The 14,286-nt window shown below is 63.9% G+C and carries 14 protein-coding genes; 7 read left to right on the top strand and 7 right to left on the bottom strand.

The window, feature by feature from the left end; translation table 11 throughout:
• The first annotated feature begins 1 nt into the window (after nucleotide 1).
• Complete coding sequence (locus tag AC1DVN_RS07850; RefSeq protein ID WP_019746232.1) at nucleotides 2-1,360, top strand: protein kinase domain-containing protein; 1,359 nt, start codon at nucleotides 2-4, stop codon at nucleotides 1,358-1,360.
• Entirely contained in the window at nucleotides 1,357-3,282 is a 1,926-nt protein-coding gene (pknB, locus tag AC1DVN_RS07845) for a Stk1 family PASTA domain-containing Ser/Thr kinase (protein ID WP_019746231.1), read from the top strand. The genes AC1DVN_RS07850 and pknB overlap by 4 nt, the downstream gene beginning before the upstream one ends.
• A 57-nt stretch (nucleotides 3,283-3,339) precedes the next feature.
• On the opposite strand, the gene AC1DVN_RS07840 is transcribed toward pknB, so the two are convergent.
• Together AC1DVN_RS07840 and AC1DVN_RS07835 are read right to left on the bottom strand one after the other, a co-directional pair.
• A complete protein-coding gene (locus AC1DVN_RS07840) occupies nucleotides 3,340-4,005 on the bottom strand; it encodes an aminodeoxychorismate/anthranilate synthase component II (RefSeq protein ID WP_477993670.1) in 666 nt (221 codons plus the stop codon).
• 22 nt (nucleotides 4,006-4,027) lie between these two features.
• Nucleotides 4,028-4,741 carry a DUF881 domain-containing protein gene (locus AC1DVN_RS07835; protein WP_020967993.1) on the bottom strand — a complete coding sequence of 238 codons (714 nt, stop codon included), beginning with the start codon at nucleotides 4,739-4,741 and terminating at the stop codon, nucleotides 4,028-4,030.
• A gap of 102 nt (nucleotides 4,742-4,843) precedes the next feature.
• On the opposite strand from AC1DVN_RS07835, the gene crgA reads away from it, so the two are divergent.
• The gene (gene crgA, locus AC1DVN_RS07830) at nucleotides 4,844-5,107 is read left to right on the top strand and encodes a cell division protein CrgA (RefSeq protein WP_019746229.1); all 264 of its coding nucleotides are present in this window, start codon (nucleotides 4,844-4,846) and stop codon (nucleotides 5,105-5,107) included.
• 107 nt (nucleotides 5,108-5,214) lie between these two features.
• Nucleotides 5,215-5,706: a PH domain-containing protein gene (locus AC1DVN_RS07825; RefSeq protein WP_020905623.1), complete on the top strand. Its 492-nt coding sequence runs from the start codon at nucleotides 5,215-5,217 to the stop codon at nucleotides 5,704-5,706.
• Between the two features lie 7 nt (nucleotides 5,707-5,713).
• Here the strand turns inward: AC1DVN_RS07825 and AC1DVN_RS07820 are convergent, their stop codons facing one another.
• Together AC1DVN_RS07820 and AC1DVN_RS07815 are read right to left on the bottom strand one after the other, a co-directional pair.
• On the bottom strand, nucleotides 5,714-6,562 hold the full coding sequence (locus AC1DVN_RS07820) for a TauD/TfdA family dioxygenase (protein WP_477993669.1): 849 nt from the start codon (nucleotides 6,560-6,562) through the stop codon (nucleotides 5,714-5,716).
• A gap of 122 nt (nucleotides 6,563-6,684) precedes the next feature.
• Nucleotides 6,685-8,052, bottom strand: a complete 1,368-nt coding sequence (locus AC1DVN_RS07815) for an FAD-binding oxidoreductase (protein WP_269577372.1) — start codon at nucleotides 8,050-8,052, stop codon at nucleotides 6,685-6,687.
• Between the two features lie 126 nt (nucleotides 8,053-8,178).
• Between AC1DVN_RS07815 and AC1DVN_RS07810 the strand changes: the two genes are divergently transcribed.
• Nucleotides 8,179-10,044, top strand: a complete 1,866-nt coding sequence (locus AC1DVN_RS07810; RefSeq protein ID WP_472795797.1) for a helix-turn-helix domain-containing protein — start codon at nucleotides 8,179-8,181, stop codon at nucleotides 10,042-10,044.
• Here AC1DVN_RS07810 and AC1DVN_RS07805 read toward each other — a convergent pair.
• Complete coding sequence (locus AC1DVN_RS07805; RefSeq protein ID WP_003942551.1) at nucleotides 10,035-11,378, bottom strand: MFS transporter; 1,344 nt, start codon at nucleotides 11,376-11,378, stop codon at nucleotides 10,035-10,037. The genes AC1DVN_RS07810 and AC1DVN_RS07805 overlap by 10 nt on opposite strands.
• Nucleotides 11,379-11,682: 304 nt before the next feature.
• Between AC1DVN_RS07805 and AC1DVN_RS07800 the strand changes: the two genes are divergently transcribed.
• A complete protein-coding gene (locus tag AC1DVN_RS07800) occupies nucleotides 11,683-12,210 on the top strand; it encodes a lipoprotein LpqH (protein WP_019746224.1) in 528 nt (175 codons plus the stop codon).
• A gap of 27 nt (nucleotides 12,211-12,237) precedes the next feature.
• Here the strand turns inward: AC1DVN_RS07800 and AC1DVN_RS07795 are convergent, their stop codons facing one another.
• Together AC1DVN_RS07795 and AC1DVN_RS07790 are read right to left on the bottom strand one after the other, a co-directional pair.
• Nucleotides 12,238-13,182 carry a rhomboid family intramembrane serine protease gene (locus tag AC1DVN_RS07795; RefSeq protein ID WP_029256820.1) on the bottom strand — a complete coding sequence of 315 codons (945 nt, stop codon included), beginning with the start codon at nucleotides 13,180-13,182 and terminating at the stop codon, nucleotides 12,238-12,240.
• Between the two features lie 17 nt (nucleotides 13,183-13,199).
• Entirely contained in the window at nucleotides 13,200-13,727 is a 528-nt protein-coding gene (locus tag AC1DVN_RS07790) for a peptidylprolyl isomerase (RefSeq protein WP_007729190.1), read from the bottom strand.
• Nucleotides 13,728-13,817: 90 nt separating this feature from the next.
• Between AC1DVN_RS07790 and AC1DVN_RS07785 the strand changes: the two genes are divergently transcribed.
• On the top strand, nucleotides 13,818-14,270 hold the full coding sequence (locus tag AC1DVN_RS07785) for a hypothetical protein (RefSeq protein ID WP_019746221.1): 453 nt from the start codon (nucleotides 13,818-13,820) through the stop codon (nucleotides 14,268-14,270).
• Nucleotides 14,271-14,286 lie beyond the last annotated feature (16 nt).

Raw genomic sequence — 14,286 nt, 5'->3', positions numbered from 1 at the left:
CGTGGCGTTGAACAACGGCGCTTTGATCGCCGATCGTTACCGATTGATCCGTCTCATCGCCACCGGTGGGATGGGTCAGGTGTGGGAAGCCACGGACTCCCGGCTCAACCGTCGCGTCGCCGTCAAGGTACTCAAGTCCGAGTTCTCTTCCGATCCGGAGTTCTTGGAGCGCTTCCGCTTCGAGGCCCGCACCACCGCGCAGCTCAACCATCCCGGTATCGCCGGAATCTACGACTACGGCGAGACCCGCGACAGCTCGGGCGATTCCACGGCGTACCTGGTCATGGAACTCGTCAACGGTGAGCCGCTCAACGCCGTCCTGGCACGCGTCGGCCGCCTGGCGGTTCCGCATGCCCTCGACATGCTCGAGCAGACCGGCCGCGCCCTGCAGGTCGCACACGACGCCGGTGTCGTGCACCGCGACGTGAAGCCGGGCAACATCCTCATCACGCCGACGGGCCAGGTGAAGATCACGGACTTCGGCATCGCCAAGGCCGTCGAGAACTCCCCTGTCACGCGCACGGGAATGGTGATGGGCACCGCCCAGTACATCGCGCCCGAGCAGGCTCTCGGTCAGGACGCGACCGCGGCGAGTGACGTGTACTCGCTGGGAATCGTCGGATACGAAGCACTTTCGGGTCGACGCCCGTTCACCGGTGACGGCGCGCTCACCGTCGCGATGAAGCACGTGCAGGAAACCCCGGCGCCGATGCCGGCCGACCTGCCGCCGAACATCCGCGAGCTCATCGACATCACGTTGACCAAGGATCCGGCCGGCCGTTACGCCAGTGGCGGTGAGTTTGCCGACGCCGTTGCAGCCGTTCGGGCAGGGAGGCGTCCACCGCCGCCCGGTCTGCTCGCCACCGGTGCCGCGAGCGCGTTGCCGGCTACGGGTGCCACGCAGGTCATGCCGCCGACGTACGCGGGCCCGGTGACGGGCGCAGCTGTTGCGGACGACGCGGCAGCCGGCGGAATGACCAGTGGGCAGAAGGCCGTGGCATGGGCCGGCGGCGGGTTGATCTTGTTGGCGTTGATCATCGGCGGAGTCTGGATCGCGACCGACGGTCCGAGCGACCCGACGCCGCCCGTCGTCACGTCCACGACATTGCCGACCACGACGACGACCAAGCCCACCACGACGACGACTCGGCCGACGACGACGACCACCGAGCCGACAACAACGACGACTCGGCCGACGACAACCACGACCGAGCCGACAACCACCACGACAACTCCGACCACGACAACAACAACTCCGACGACCACAACCACCACCACGACGACAACGACGACCACAACGACCACTGAGCCGTTGGCGGATCCCGGAGACGCTGAAGAACCGCTAGGACAAGACCAATGACGACACCCCGCAATCTCTCCTCCCGCTACGAGCTGGGTGAGATTCTCGGCTTCGGCGGAATGTCCGAGGTTCACCTGGCGCGCGACCTCCGACTCAGCCGCGACGTCGCGATCAAGGTGCTGCGTGCAGACCTCGCGCGCGATCCCACGTTCTACTTGCGGTTCCGTCGTGAGGCGCAGAACGCTGCCGCGCTGAACCATCCGGCGATCGTGGCCGTCTACGACACCGGTGAAGCCGAGACCGACGCCGGACCGCTGCCGTACATCGTCATGGAGTACGTCGACGGCGACACGTTGCGTGACATCGTGCGCAGCACCGGGCCGATGACTCCGCGCAAGGCGATGGAAGTGATCGCGGACGTGTGCGCCGCTTTGGACTTCAGCCACCGCAACGGCATCGTGCACCGCGACGTCAAGCCCGCCAACATCATGATCAACCGTGCCGGCGCCGTGAAGGTGATGGACTTCGGTATCGCCCGTGCCATTTCCGACGCGTCGAGCCCGATGACGCAGACGGCCGCCGTGATCGGCACCGCTCAGTACCTCTCGCCGGAGCAGGCGCGAGGTGAGCAGGTGGACGCACGTTCGGACGTCTACTCGCTCGGTTGTGTGCTGTTCGAGATTCTGACGGGCGAGCCGCCGTTCAAGGGTGATTCACCGGTCGCCGTGGCGTACCAGCATGTTCGTGAGGATCCGCAGACGCCGTCGGAGATCAATCCCGACATTCCGCGCGAGCTGGATTCGATCATTCTCAAGGCGATGAGCAAGAACCCGGCCAACCGCTACCAGAGCGCCGGCGACATGCGCAGCGACTTGGTACGCGTTCTGGGCGGTCAGCGTCCGAGTGCGCCGATGGTGATGAACGACGAGGACCGCACCACCATCCTCGGCGCCGTCGGCTCCGACACCGGGAACTACCGCACTGCTCCTGATCCGGTCGAGCCGGTTCCTGCACGGACAACTCGCGCTGCCGAGCCGCCTGCCAAGAAGAAGGGCGGACGCTACGCCCTGATGGGCATCGCGGCGCTTCTGGTGATCGGTCTGGTGACGTTCTTCCTCATTCGGGTGAACTCGCCGAAGGTCGAGATGGTGACCGTTCCGGGTGACCTGACCAACCAGCCCGCCGACGTCGCCGAGGCGACGCTGACCAACGCCGGATTCCAGGTGGAGCGTCAGCAGAAGACGGACAAGGTGATCGCCGCCGGAAACGTCATCACGACGCGTCCGGTTGCCGGGGTGCGCATCGAGAAGGGCAGCACCGTCACCATCGACGTGTCCACCGGCCCCGAGCAGGTCGCGATCCCGCGCCTGACCGGCCTGAGCCAGGACGACGCCGAGAAGAAGCTCAACTCCGTCGGTCTCCGACTCGATCCGACCATCGGCAAGGCCGCGTCGACCATTGCCGAGGTCGACAAGATCGTCAATCAGGATCCGGCCGTCGGAGTGTCGGTTGTTCTCGATTCCGCGGTCTCGATCACCGTCGGCACCGGTCCGGAGCAGGTTCGGGTCCCGGATGTGACCGGTCAGCGTGAAGAGGTGGCGAGGCCCAACATCGAAGGTGCCGGGTTCGTCGTCCAGATCACGGAGATCGATTCGGGACTGCCGAAGGGACAGGTCGTTTCGACCGACCCGACCGGTGGCACGTCGGCCACCAAGGGTTCGACCGTGACGCTGCGGGTTTCCAACGGCAACCAGGTCGCGATGCCTGATCTGACCAACAAGACGGTGTCCGAGGCGTTGACCACGCTTCGCGCAGCCGGTTGGGCGGGAACTGCATCGCAGCTGGTGCAGAACCAGAGCACGACGCTCACCCCGGAAATGGTGGGCAAGATCGTCTCGCAGACGCAGCCTCCGGGCTCGGAGATCTCCAAGGACGCGGTCATCACCGTCAGCGTCGGAGCGCTCGGAATCCCCGGCCGCTAGCAAACTGAAAAAGTGCCTCCCGGAGATTTCCGGGAGGCACTTTTTTGTGGACAGGTGTCAGAGAATTGCGGGCAATGCGCCGCCGAGCGCCGACGCGACCTCGGCCTCGAGGGCTGCGACGAGCCCTTCCGGGGGCGCCTCACCGCAGACTGCGAGCCAGTTCGCGAGCATCCGGTGCCCACCCTGGGTGAGAACGGACTCGGGGTGGAACTGGACGCCGTGAATCGGCAGTTCGCGGTGACGCATCGCCATCACGACGCCGCTCTCGGTGTGTGCGGTCACCTCGAGTTCCTCGGGAATGGTGTCCTCGAGAACCGTCAGCGAGTGGTAGCGGGTAGCGGTGAACGGATCGGGCAGCCCGGCCAGGACGCCGACGTCCTTGTGGTGAACCAGACTCGTCTTGCCGTGAAGCAGTTCGGGCGCGCGGTCGACGGTTCCGCCGAAAGCCGCACCGATCGCCTGGTGTCCGAGGCAGACGCCGAGCAGCGGGGTCTTGGTGTCGGCGCAGACCTTCACCAGATCCATCGTCGCTCCCGCGCGCTCCGGAGTTCCGGGGCCAGGGCTCAGGAGAATGCCGTCGAACTGAGCTACTGCACCCTCGAGGTCTGCCGTCAGTTGTGGATCGTCGTTGCGCCAGACCACGGCTTCGGTTCCGAGCTGGCCGAGGTACTGCACCAGGTTGAACACAAAGCTGTCGTAGTTGTCGACGACGAGAATCCTCATGAGAGCAGGGTAAACGCCCGTGCTATCCGCCGGTATAGGCGGGGACCGTGATCTGCGACGGCGTCGCCTGCGTGTACCCGAGGCCGAAGCGGGTCGCGTACTGCTTGTAGATCCGAATGCCCGGTTCGGCAGCGAGTGCCGCCTCGAGGCGCGCAACATCGCCGATCGCGCTCATCACGTACGGCGGACTGTAGGTACGGCCGTGAAGAAGGAGGGTGTTTCCGATGCACCGCGGCGCCGACGTACTGATGATCCGTTGGTCCTGCATGCCCACCGCTTCGGCCCCGCCGGCCCACAGTGCGTTCAGCACGCTCTGGACGTCCTGCTGATGCACGACGAGGTCGTCCGGGGTGGCGTCGACCGGATACTTGCCGTCGGCGTTGCGCGGGGCGTCCGTCATGGTGACCACGACGCCGGGGCCGGTCATCTCCGTCAGTCCCGCGTCGGCGGAGATGTTCTTGATGTCACCGAGAGCGGCGGCCACGCCGGCGTCGGACCGAGCGGCGTCTTCCTGCAGCGAATCGAGCTGAGCGGCAAGTTCGTCCCGGTCGGCCGAAACTTTTTCGGCATTGGCCTGGGCGCTGCGGACCAGATCGGAGAGCCTGGTGCTTTCGGTGACCTGCAGCTGATTTTCCTCGGCGGATCTCTGCGCCGTAGCGACCATCAGACCGGCTACCAGGCAGACGGCAAGTACACCGATGTGCCAGACGGTGCGTGAAGATTCACCCGAAGACACGTGGCTCCTCCCGGATTGTGCAGGTCGGCCGGTGACCAACTGGACACAGCTACGTTAGCGTGTAGGTAACACATGCAGGTCACACCGTAGAGCGAGGACGCCATGCCCAAGTCGAAGGTCCGTAAGAAGAACGACTACACAGTCAACCCAGCAAACCGCACTCCGGTGAAGGTGAAGATGGGTCCGTCGAGCACGCTGTACGTCTCCGTGATGCTCGGATTCATGCTTCTCGGCCTGGCGTGGTTGATTGTGTACTACTTGGCCGCGGATTCGATCACGTGGATGAACGACTTGGGAAACTATAACTTCCTCGTCGGCTTCGGCTTCATGGTTGTGGGCCTTGTGATGACCATGAGATGGCGCTGACCAGCGATTATCTGATTCGGCTCGGATCGTGACCGTCTCTCAATTACATGGGTGTCATTCATCCCCATTGTGGATAACTCCTGTGGACAACCTAGGAAGTTATCCACATGCTCGAGGATGAATTTCATCCACAGCCTCGTGACAACGCCACCGAGGTCGTCTCGTGGGCCACTCCGATGGGTGTTGTCTACGCGATGTTCGGCGGCGGAATTGCCCTCGCGATCGCCTCGATAATCGCGCCCACGGAGCCTGCCGGACGCTTCCTGCTCGCCCTCGCGGTGATCGGGCTGTTCGTGATGGGCGGCCTCGCCCTGCGTCAGCGCCCCCGCCTGGCGGTGATCGACAACGCTGGAACCAAGTCGATCGCGGTGCAGCGATTGCGCGCCCGCCACACGTTCACCCGCGAACAGATCGACCGCGTGCGTCTCGTCCGCTACCCGCGTCTGGGTCGACGCGTGCCGATGCTCGAGATCGACATCGTCGACCGGCCCACCGACACGGAGAAGCTGTTGATCTTCGGACGCTGGGATCTCGGTACGACGCCGGAGGATGTCCTGGACGTGCTGACCGTCCACGGCTTGGTGCCGCCAGAGAAGTAAGCGCGGGTTACATGGCCAGTGCAGCGAGGTCCGGCTGCACGATGTCGAGTGCCTGCTGCGGCACCGCGACGGCGTCGCTCGACCATCCCCAGATCGAGTACAGCTCACGGCCGGGGTCGGTGTACCCGTCGCGGCCGTGAAGCACCCGGTAGTTGTCGATGCAGATCATCTCGCCGGCTTCGGCACGGAACATCGGCCCGCTGTCTCGCACGTGAATCACGGCCTCACTCCACTGCTTCACCAGCGGCCACTGCGCTTCTTCCGATTCACCGGCGATCGGCGCGAGGTACGGGTGATAGCGAACCTGGTTGCGTCCACTCGGCACCGTCCGGGCGATCGGCGCAAATGTGTTCTGCGGGAAATTCGGTTCCGAATGGTCGATGTCTGTGCTCCAACAGAATTCGGCCAGCTCCGCTGTTGCGGGATCGAAGGCGAGCAATCGCGTCAGTTTGACCGCGTCGATGAGAAACGAGTCGCCGCCACTCGGGTACGCCGGGCGCTTGCACCACAGAAACAGGTAATCGGGAGCGTAATCGCCGAACGCAAAACCGTCGTTGTGGGCGGTCATCCGCTCGCCGGAGATACCGAACGAGCGCTTGCGGCCGCGTTCGTCCACCGGTTGCGTGTCGACGACAGCGGCTTCGGCATCCTGACTTCTGGCGCTCGCCTCGAACTGGCGGCCGACGCGAATGCACTTCTCACCGAGCAACTTCGACGCGAAAGCAATGGCGTCATCCTCGGTGTGCAGCCCACCGAAGACCGCGGCGCCGTCCAGCGCGATTGCCGCCCGGACGGCCTCGACCGTCTCCACGCGCCGCGGAACAACACTTGCCAGCGTCAAATCGGAAGAGAACATTCATCACTCCATACGTCGAGTTCGCCAAACGGTTCAACTCGAGCGTAGGAACTCGTCATTTCGACGGCGTAACCCCGGAAACCGATTCGGTTACGGAGCCAGCCTTCAGATCACCCAGCCTTTCAAATCACCTTGCCCGGGTTCATGATTCCGTGAGGGTCGAGTGCGCCCTTGATTGCATGATGCATCGCGACGACGGCCGGTGACAGTTCCTGTGCCAGGCCACCCATCTTCAGTAGGCCGACGCCGTGTTCACCGGTGACGGTTCCGCCCAACTCGAGGGCATTGTCGATGATCTCGGCAAAAGCCGCCTGAGCACGCCTCCGCGCCGCTTCGTCGTCATGTGGCGTGATCAGCAGCGGATGCAGGTTGCCGTCACCCGCGTGCGCGATGTTCGCGATGTGAGTGTCGTGACGGGCCGAAATGGCCTCGATCCGTGCCAACATCTCCGGGACCGCTGCCTTGGGGACACAGATGTCCTCGGTGAGCACCGGGCCGAGCCGCTCGAGGGCGGGGTACGCCAGACGTCGGGCGGAGAACAGGGCGTCGGCTTCCTCCTGGTCGGTGGATCTGGCGCTCCAGGTTGCCCCGGAACGGTTGAAACAGGCCAACATTCGCTCGGCTTCGGCGTCGCCGATCTCACCAGGTGTGTCGATGCGGCCGAGCAGGACCACCTCGGCGTCGGCCGAGAGACCCATGTTCTTCCAGGCGTCGACGGCAAGCAGACACTGTCGATCGATCAGCTCGAGGGCAGACGGCGTGAGCCCGTCTGCGGCGACGGCCTCGACGGCCTTGCCCGCAGCAACGATGGAGTCGAAGTATCCGACGATGGTGCGCTCGGGATCGCGCTGAGGACGTAGCTTGACGGTCACCTCGGTGATCACCCCGAGAGTGCCTTCGGAGCCGACCATGAGCGCGGAGAGATCAAACCCAGCCACTCCCTTGGCAGTTCGGCGCCCGAGCCGAACCAGCTCACCGGTTCCGGTAACTACCTGCATGCCCAGCACGTAGTCCTTGGTGACGCCGTACTTGACGCAACACAGGCCCCCGGCATTGGTCGCGACGTTGCCGCCGATCGTCGACCAGGGTGCGCTCGCCGGATCGGGCGGATACCAGAGGCCGTGCTCGGCGCACGCGTCGCGGAGGTGATCGTTGACCACTCCGGGTTCGACCACGGCCAAACGCTCGAGGGTGTTGATCTCCTTGATGGCGTTCATCGCGTCGAAGGCGATCACGACGCCGCCGGCGACTGCGTTGGCTCCACCCGACAGACCGGTGCCGGCGCCGCGCGTGACGACGGGCGCACCGTGGGCGATGCACGCCAGCACAACTGTCTGTACCTGCTCGGCTGTACGCGGGCGGACCACGGCGACGGGCATCTCGTAGGGAGCCCACTCGGCGTCGTCGTGGATGTAGCTCGCCATGATGTCGGGGTCGGTGATCAGTCGATCCGCATCGATCTGCGAGCCGAGCGCCTCGAGGAGTGTCATGCCTCCACGATAGTGACGGCGGCTACACCACCCCATGTAGATTTACTCCGAGAAACCGGAAACCGTATGGACATTCTCTCCATACTCATCGTTGGCCTGACAATTTGGCCTGACAAGGGAGTGCCGATGCACGAGAACTGGCTACAGCTTCTCCTGGCCGAGGCATCCACCGAGGAACTGATCGAACACCGCGATCAGTTGGCCGCCGGGTCAGGCCCCGAGGTCGCAGCCGAGATCGAGCGAGAAGCCCGATCCGCACTCCAACTGCGTAGTCTCCTGGCTCAGCGCCGACAACGCGCCACCGAGCTGGGCGCACTCAACGACATCGCGTCGCTGCTGACCACGATGCACGATCATCACGCCCTTCTGCAGGAGATCGTGGATCAGGCCAAACGGCTACTCGGCGTAGACCTTTCGTACCTTGCTCTCATTCACGACGACATCTTGATCATCGAAGTCACGAGCGGGGCGTATACGTCGCAACTGCTCGGCCTGACGGTTCCGTTCCGAGAAGGCCTCATCGGTCGCGTGGTCGAGAACTCCTCTCCTGCTTGGTCTCCCGACTACCGCAACGATCCCTCGTTTGCACATATCGGACCCGCCGACGACGCAGCGCGAGCCGAGAACATGCGCGGTTTGTTGGCAGTGCCGCTGACATTGAACGGCAAGATCCTGGGTGCACTCTGCGCGTGCAAGCGTCAGGAGCGCCGATTCGGCAACGAGGAAGTTGCGTTGCTGTCCGCTCTCGCAGCTCATGCCTCGGTGGCGATCGAGAATGCCCGCTCTCTCGAACGATATCGCGCGACGGTTGCAGAAGTGAATGCAGCGAATACCGAACTTGCCGAGCGCACAGCACTTCTCGAACAGACACTGACCTGGGACCGATCGCTCACACAAGTTGTCCTGCGCGGCGGCGGTGTTCGCGAACTCGTGGAAGAAACCTCCGCGTCGACGGGTTCACCGGTGTTCTTCGTGACCGGAACGTCGGAGATCCCACCGGGACTGCAACGGGTGAGCGAGAGCGTGCATCGGGTCTTCGACATCTTTGTCGCTGACAGACGCGAGCAGGAGGTGACGCTCATCGTCGGTGAGCAGTTCCTGTTCGCCACCGAAGTACGCAGTGCCGGTGACCAACTCGGAGTTCTGTTCCTACTCTCGCGTCATGAACCCACCGCCGCAATGAGGTTGGCACTCGAAAGGTCAGCCCCGGCCATTGCGCTTGCCCTGGTAGGCGAACGGGCGGCCAGGGAAGCCACTCGCCGAGCACGCGACGCATTTCTGGTCGATCTGATCACCAGGCCAGCGCCGACGCCGGCCGAAGTCACTGGTCAGTTCCGCCTGGCTGGACTCAACCCCGACCGCTCGTACACCGTCGTGGTGGCCCGCCCGGCCGACGCCGTAGACCGTACGCGTCGCAGTATCGAGGAAATTGCATTCCCGTCAGGAACTGTTGTTGCCGAGCATGGTTCACGGGTCATCGCTCTGATTCCGGGAATGTCACCAGTAGAGGTTGCGGCGGCGTGGGTGCAGCCGGCGGAGAACCCGACAGTGGGAATCGCCGATCCCGCGGTGGGAGCGGAAGGTCTGGCGCGAGCCTATGTCGAGGCACAACACACCGTCGACGTCCTCGAGACTCTCGGGCGGGCCTCCCACGTGGAACCGGCAAGTTCCCTCGGCATTTACCGAATTCTCCTCAGCCGCACCGGCCGCGAAGAACTCGAAGCGCTGACGCTGCGGTCCCTCGGTCCTCTCCTCGAGGAGGAGCAACGACGCGGCGTTCCGCTCTTGGACACCCTGGCGTCGTACCTGTCGCACAATTGCAAACATTCTGCGACCGCCGCCGCGCTCGCGATTCACGCCAACACTCTGTATCAACGCCTCGAATCGATCGACCGATTGATCGGTACGCAGTGGCGTCAGCCGGACCAGGCGCTCGATCTTGCGCTCCTGATCCGGCTGCGTGCCAGTGCGGGGAAACTCGGTCAGATCTGAGCGGGCTTGCTCGATCGCTTGGCCAGTGCCACCACAAGAATTGCGGCACAGAGCATCACGGCACCCACCACCCACAGGCCTGCCTTGGCATTTCCGGTCACATCGGTGAGCCAGCCGGTGATGTACGGAGCACCGAAGCCCGACGCATTGCCGATCGAGTTGATCATGGCGATACCCGCGGCCGCGCTGGCACCCGTCAGGAACGTGGTGGGCAGGTACCAGAAGACGGGGAGCGCACAGAGGACACCGACAGCGGTGAGCGAGACCGCGATCATGACGGTGAACGGCGAATCCAGGTACAGCGCAATCGGAATGGATACCGCACCCAGGAGCGTCGGGGCAGCAACGTGCCACATTCGTTCACCGGTCTTGTCGGAATGGCGGCTCCACAGCACCATCGCGACAGCGCCGATCGCGTAGGGGACGGCCACGATCAGGCCTGTCTCGACGAGCGAGAAATCGGTGTTGAACGTCTGCTTGAATCCCGCGACGATGCTGGGCAGGAAGAAGCTCAAAGCGTAAAGGCCGTAGGTGATTCCGAAGTAGACCAGACCGAAACCGATGACGCGGGGATCGCGCAGGGTCTTGCCGGCGGACTGGTGACCGGCGTCGCCGAGTTCTTTCTCCTCGTCGGCCATGGACTTCATCAGCCAGGTGCGCTCCTCGAGGGTCAACCACTTCGCGTCGGCGGGACGGTCGGTGAGGTAGAACCAGACGACAAACGCCAAGATCACGGCGGGCAGACCCTCGATCAGGTACATCACGCGCCATCCGGCCAACCCGAACAGGCCGTCGCCGTACTGGATGATGGCAGCCGAGAGCGGGGCACCGAGCGCCGACGAGAGCGGAAGCGTCAGCAGGAACAAGCCCATCAGGCGTACGCGGTACTTCTTCGGGAACCAGAAGGTCAGGTAGAGAAGAACTCCGGGGAAGAAGCCGGCCTCGGCGATTCCCAGCAGAATGCGGAGGAAATAGAGGCTGCCCACGTTGGGCACGAATGCCAGCGCAGCGGCGAGGATGCCCCAGGTGAGCATGATGCGCGCGATCCACAGCCGGGCGCCGAAGCGGTGCAGGGCCAGGTTGCTCGGCACCTCGAACAACAGATAGCCGACAAAGAAGAGTCCGGAGGCGAGGCCGAACATCGTCTCGGTCATCCCGAGGTCGGCGCTCATGGTGAGCTTCGCGAAGGCGATGTTCGTACGATCCAGATAGTTCACGAAATAGAGCAGGATCAGGAAGGGAATCAGCCGGCGCGCTACCTTCTTCACCACGCGAGATTCGATCTCGCTCGGCGCAACCCCACCGTCAGTGGTGGTGCTATCGGTGGAGGTCATGGCAGGGGTACTCCTCGGAAAAGGTCAGCGTTGCTATCTACGAAGTGACTCAAGCCACAGTAGAAGCACCACCGAGCCCAACCTATGTGGACAATCTCTATAGAAACCGTCCCTGCATGTGCATTTACTCCCGACGATCCGGCGAATGACCCGCAGCAGCCTGACGAACGTCCCTGAACAGTCGAAGGCGACAAACCCGCCTGAGCTGGGGGTTTAGCGCTACGAGCACTGAGTCACTGGCTAGTGTTATCGGCGAAATAGCCAGAGCGAGTGCGGATGCACCGCGTGACTTGAAGGACAGAACATGACGAAGATGGTTCGGACCACGATGACCCGCCGGTCCTCCACCGCAGTCGCTGCCACCATCGCGGCGGTCGCACTATTCGCCTCCGCCTGCGGCAGCGACTCCGACAAGACCGACTCCGACAAGAGCGCTGCCGGCGCCTCGTCCGCTACATCCTCGGCCACCGTCGGCGGGAAGACGCTCGACGCCGAATTCGAGACGAAGTGCGCAAAGGACGGCGGCACGACAGTTATGACACTGCTCGACGCGGAGAATGCCACCTACGGCATGTTGACCGTCACAGCCATCATCGATGAATCCGGCACGGTTCAGACTGCTGGAATCGCCGGAAGTGAGGGTGGATCGAACGGTCTGCCGTACACCGCCGGATTCGCACCGGGACTGCCTGGCGGATCTGCCAGTGCCAAGCAGGACGGCAATACCTTCGTGGTGACGGGCGAGGGAATCGGCGCCCGGGACAAGGGCAACCCGATGGAGACGTCGAGCTTCGAGATCACGTTCGCCTGCGAGTCCATCATCGGCGGCTGAGCCAACGGCTGGGCCCTAGGATTCTTGCTAGCTGATTCCCAGCTGTTCGCGCAGTTGGACGACGCGGAGCACGATGACTCCCAACGTCACCACGGTGACGGCACCAAAAGCGATCCAGCCGATCCGCACTGCTTTCACACGGTTCTCACCGGCGCCCAACCACTGCGGGGCGTACAGGAAGGCAGCGGCCGTTGCGGCACCTGCCACCAGACCTCCCGCGTGACCCCAGAACGAGATCCCGGGCAGCGAAATGCTGATGATCACATTGATCGCGATCACCGAGATGATCGGGACCGGGCTTCGACGCAAACGCAGTAGAAGGACGGCCTGTGCGCCCATGATGCCGAAGATTGCACCAGACGCTCCAGCGGTCCAGGACAGGGCCGTGAGCGAGGAGAACACCGGCTGGAACGCCATCACCGAGGCGGAACCGCCGAGGAGCGAAACCAGGTAGATGCCGACGTACCGGGAGCGGCCCATCACGATTTCGGTGTCGCGCCCCAGGATGTAGAGGGCGTACATGTTGACCGCGAGGTGCAAGATGCCGAAGTGCAGGAACCCGGAGCCGATGAGCCGGAACCAGTCACCGCTGGCGACCAGACCCGGATTGAGTGCCCAGTTCGCGAAGATCGACGAGCCGACCTGATTGTTCATGATGCTTCGCGACTGCGCGAAGGTGGCGAGGAACGCCAGGACGTTGAGCCCCATCAAGGTGTACGTCACGATCGGGACCGCACGGGCGGGGCTCACGGTGTTTCCGGCGACGCCCCGAACGGGGCGGACATCGCGTTGGCCGGCAGCTACACAGTCAACACATTGGTATCCCACCGCCGCCTCGCGGAGGCAGTCCGGGCACGCCGGACGTCCACAACGATTGCAGGAAAGTGCGGTGGGTCGATCTGGATGGCGGACGCACCGCGGTTGGGGCGGGATGCCCTCACTCGCACCGCCGCCCCAACCGGGGTTCGTCATCTGCTTGTTTTACCTGTTCAGGAGATGGTGATGCTGTTGATCACGACGGGCTCGACCGGACGATCGCCACGATCGACGGCGGTGGAGGAGATAGCGTCGACAACCTTCTTGGAATCGTCGTCGAGAACCTCACCGAAGATGGTGTGGCGACGGTTCAGGTGCGGCGTCGGGCCGGTGGTGATGAAGAACTGCGAGCCGTTGGTTCCCGGGCCTGCGTTGGCCATGGCCAGCAGGTAGGAGCGGTCGAACTGCAGTTCCGGGTGGAACTCGTCACCGAACTTGTAGCCCGGGCCGCCGGTGCCGGTTCCGGTGGGGTCGCCACCCTGGATCATGAAGCCGTCGATGACGCGGTGGAAGATGGCACCGTCGTAGAACGGGCCGGTCTTGGTGCCGGCGGCGTTTGCGGTGGTGTACTCCTTCGAGCCGTCGGCGAGGCCGACGAAGTTCTCGACGGTCTTCGGCGCATGGTTGCCGAACAGAGCGATCTTGATGTCGCCGCGGTTCGTGTGCAGCGTTGCGGTTGCGGTCTGATGAGTTGAAGTCACACCACCATCGTGCCATTGCCGGCGTTCTCGCGGATGTCGCCCCGCAAAACTCTCCCTGTCCCCGCCTCACTGTTATGGCACAGTGAAGTCATGACACGAGTGACCGAGTCCCTCAGCACGCAGTTGCCCGACACCTTCGATCACGCGCGCGCCCGCGTCGAGGACACCTTCGACGAGACTGCCGCCTACCTCGAAGAGACAGCGGCTCGTATCAAGGAGTCCGAGGCAGCCGACAACGCTCGCCGCATCGCCGCGGTGGTCGCGACGTCGGTCGCTCGCGGTGCCGGGCAGGTCGGGTTGTTCCTGGGTCGTCAGGGCAAGGTCCTCGCCAAGAAGGGCGTCGAGCGCGCAAAGGCTATCCCCACGAAGTCCGCGGAACGCACCGAGAAGCCTCGCGGCCGCAAGCGCGTCGCCGTGTTCGTCATCGCCGGTGTTGCGGTGATCGGTGGCGCGGTGTTCTTCAAGAGCCGCCGACGCGAGCATCCGCCGGTCGCTTCCGCACCCCCTCGGCTCGAAGAGAACTCGGCCGAGAAGACCGCTTAGTCGACACACGAAAAGC

It is taken from the genome of Rhodococcus sp. P4_E4, assembly GCF_056401575.1.
The sequence above is the reverse complement of the archived record's forward strand: the minus strand, read 5'-3'. Positions and strand labels throughout refer to the sequence as shown.

Excerpts from the sequence above, each read along its gene's own strand:
- AC1DVN_RS07825 (WP_020905623.1), top strand. The coding sequence starts at position 5,215 with ATGCTCGAGGATGAATTTCATCCACAGCCTCGTGACAACGCCACCGAG.
- pknB (WP_019746231.1), top strand. The coding sequence starts at position 1,357 with ATGACGACACCCCGCAATCTCTCCTCCCGCTACGAGCTGGGTGAGATT.
- crgA (WP_019746229.1), top strand. The coding sequence starts at position 4,844 with ATGCCCAAGTCGAAGGTCCGTAAGAAGAACGACTACACAGTCAACCCA.
- AC1DVN_RS07795 (WP_029256820.1), bottom strand. The coding sequence starts at position 13,182 with ATGACGAACCCCGGTTGGGGCGGCGGTGCGAGTGAGGGCATCCCGCCC.
- AC1DVN_RS07805 (WP_003942551.1), bottom strand. The coding sequence starts at position 11,378 with ATGACCTCCACCGATAGCACCACCACTGACGGTGGGGTTGCGCCGAGC.
- AC1DVN_RS07810 (WP_472795797.1), top strand. The coding sequence starts at position 8,179 with ATGCACGAGAACTGGCTACAGCTTCTCCTGGCCGAGGCATCCACCGAG.
- AC1DVN_RS07820 (WP_477993669.1), bottom strand. The coding sequence starts at position 6,562 with ATGTTCTCTTCCGATTTGACGCTGGCAAGTGTTGTTCCGCGGCGCGTG.
- AC1DVN_RS07800 (WP_019746224.1), top strand. The coding sequence starts at position 11,683 with ATGACGAAGATGGTTCGGACCACGATGACCCGCCGGTCCTCCACCGCA.
- AC1DVN_RS07840 (WP_477993670.1), bottom strand. The coding sequence starts at position 4,005 with ATGAGGATTCTCGTCGTCGACAACTACGACAGCTTTGTGTTCAACCTG.
- AC1DVN_RS07785 (WP_019746221.1), top strand. The coding sequence starts at position 13,818 with ATGACACGAGTGACCGAGTCCCTCAGCACGCAGTTGCCCGACACCTTC.
- AC1DVN_RS07815 (WP_269577372.1), bottom strand. The coding sequence starts at position 8,052 with ATGACACTCCTCGAGGCGCTCGGCTCGCAGATCGATGCGGATCGACTG.